The sequence below is a fragment of the Bacillus sp. GMs2/2 genome, from assembly GCF_050172095.1.
In the GTDB taxonomy this organism is placed as follows: Bacteria; Bacillota; Bacilli; order Bacillales; family Bacillaceae_G; genus Bacillus_A; species Bacillus_A cereus.
Genome location: NZ_JBNLYE010000539.1, coordinates 1 through 2,134, shown reverse-complemented (window position 1 = coordinate 2,134; position 2,134 = coordinate 1). Strand labels below are relative to the sequence as shown.

Here is a 2,134-nt window from a genome sequence, read left to right as displayed (position 1 = left end):
CTGTGAGTGCGTCACAACAATAATGCATTTATTCTCTTTATGTGCAAGTTCTTGAAATAGTTCTATTATATCCATTGCAGTTTCCTCGTCGAGGTTTCCTGTCGGCTCATCTGCAATCAGTAAATCAACATTACAAGATAGTGCTCGAGCAATTGCTACACGCTGTTGTTGTCCACCGCTTAGTTGCAGGACGTTTCGTTTCGCTTCAACTTCTGTGAGTCCTACCCTTTCTAACAATTCTAATGCTCTTGCTGTTTTATTTTGCACTTTAACACCTGTAATTTCCATTGCTGTTAAGACATTTTGAAGAGCTGTCATATAGGTTATCAAATTATAAGATTGGAAAATTACAGATACATTTTGATTACGGTATCGATCCAAACCAATTTTTCTAATATCTTTGCCATTATACAGTACATAACCATTTTTAGGGACATCCAGTCCACAACCTAAGCTCAGAGTTGTGGTTTTACCAGATCCAGATGGTCCTAAAATCGTGTAGAAATGTCCTTTTTGAAAAGAAAAGTTAACATTATCTAGTATCGCTACATTTTTTCCGTTACTTTCATAATAATAATCCAAATTTTTAAACTGTAAAATCGTCTCCATATCGAGCCTCCTCATTCATCTTTTAAAAGAATTTGTTTTGGGTTTAAACGTAGAATAGATAATGCTGGAAGAAGCGTTGCTATTATAGCAATAGCTAGTCCAATTCCACCCATTTTTCCTACATCTTCTCCTGTTACACTTACATCAATTTTATCAATTGGATCTTCTTTTTGATTTTGTAGAGTACCACCGGGTCCAGCCATCATTACAGTACCATGTTGCGAGGTATCTGTTTCTTCGCTTGCAGTAGCAATTTCATTCGAAAGTAAATTATCTCCGATATATTGAGAAACTTTAGCTCCTGTTGTTATGGATAATCCAAATGCTAAAATAGCGACACACACTACTTCTACTACGAATTGCGCTATCAGTTTCCACTTTTTCTCTCCAATAGACAATAGAATTCCCATTTCTTTACGACGTCCTTTAATTGATAGCATAATGATTAATCCTAAAATAATTGCACCTGCAATCGATACAATATAAATAATCATTTGAGAAGTCGAAGAGATATTTTCGATAGGACCAATCATTTGCTTGTACAATGAATCATGCGCATCTAATTTATAATAATTAAAATCAATGTTAGATTTTTTTGCTTCTTTTTTAAATGCATCAATATATTGTGGATCATTCAAGAAATACACGACTTGACCACTACTTATACCTTGGTCTACTTCTAATTTTTTCATAGTTGAATGCGGCATATATAGTTTATTAGCTGGATTCATAATAGGAGGAGCCTGTTGACCCATTGCTTGCTCATTTGTTTCGTAAATGCCGATAATTTCAACCTCAAGAGTTTCCTTCTTATCCCCTGATTGTACTTTAACTTTGTCTCCTACTTTCAAATTGTTTAATTCCGCTAATCGTTTTTCCATTAAAGCTACATTCTGATCCTTCATTTGCTCTGTTATTGGTTTTCCATCAATGATTTTACTTTTTCCGTTTTTAAAGCTTTCTTGTAATGCAGTCTTGCGAACTCCTTCAATCATAAAAGAAGCATTCATATCTATTTCTGTACCAGAGCTTGAACCGCCTCGCGCAGCCGTCATTCCCACTTTACCTTTTCCTTCTTCTTCTCCTGAAGCTCCTACTAGTTTAAGCCCATCAGAAATACCGAAAGTGTTAGCTATGTAATTATAATCTTTTACATACTTGGACTTCGCTAATTGATCTGTTTCTTTTGCATCGAGCTGCGGCGGATTTGGCATTTCTCCAGTTTCCTTAGCTTTTTGACCTATTTTGTCGAAATCAAGACCTAAAGTAACATCTGCACCAAGTTTTTTTCTTGCAGCATCCGCTGCTTTTTTTGATGCATTTTGGATTGTGAAACCTGAAAGAACCAAATTTGTAACAATCAGAAAAACTGCCATCAAAATTAATGATGTTCCTATCCTTTTTTTCATACTGAGAATTGCTCGTTTCATAAAATTCATTTTTCTTACCTCCTTGATAACTTGTATTCTATATAGGTTATCTAGAGTTTATATGGAGCTAATCGGTAGTTTAACTAGAGATATAA

2 protein-coding genes are annotated in these 2,134 nt (G+C 34.9%); both read right to left on the bottom strand.

Features of this window, described 5'->3' with window-relative positions; translation table 11 throughout:
- Positions 1–609: ABC transporter ATP-binding protein (locus ACQGS6_RS27110; protein ID WP_426965918.1), on the bottom strand; the 609-nt coding region annotated here is incomplete at its 3' end.
- An 11-nt stretch (positions 610–620) separates the two neighbouring features.
- A complete protein-coding gene (locus ACQGS6_RS27105) occupies positions 621–2,048 on the bottom strand; it encodes an ABC transporter permease (RefSeq protein WP_326318420.1) in 1,428 nt (475 codons plus the stop codon).
- Between the last annotated feature and the right edge of the window lie 86 nt (positions 2,049–2,134).

What these genes read in the sequence shown, in the direction of transcription:
- ACQGS6_RS27105 (WP_326318420.1), bottom strand. Translation starts at nt 2,048, where the DNA reads ATGAATTTTATGAAACGAGCAATTCTCAGTATGAAAAAAAGGATAGGA.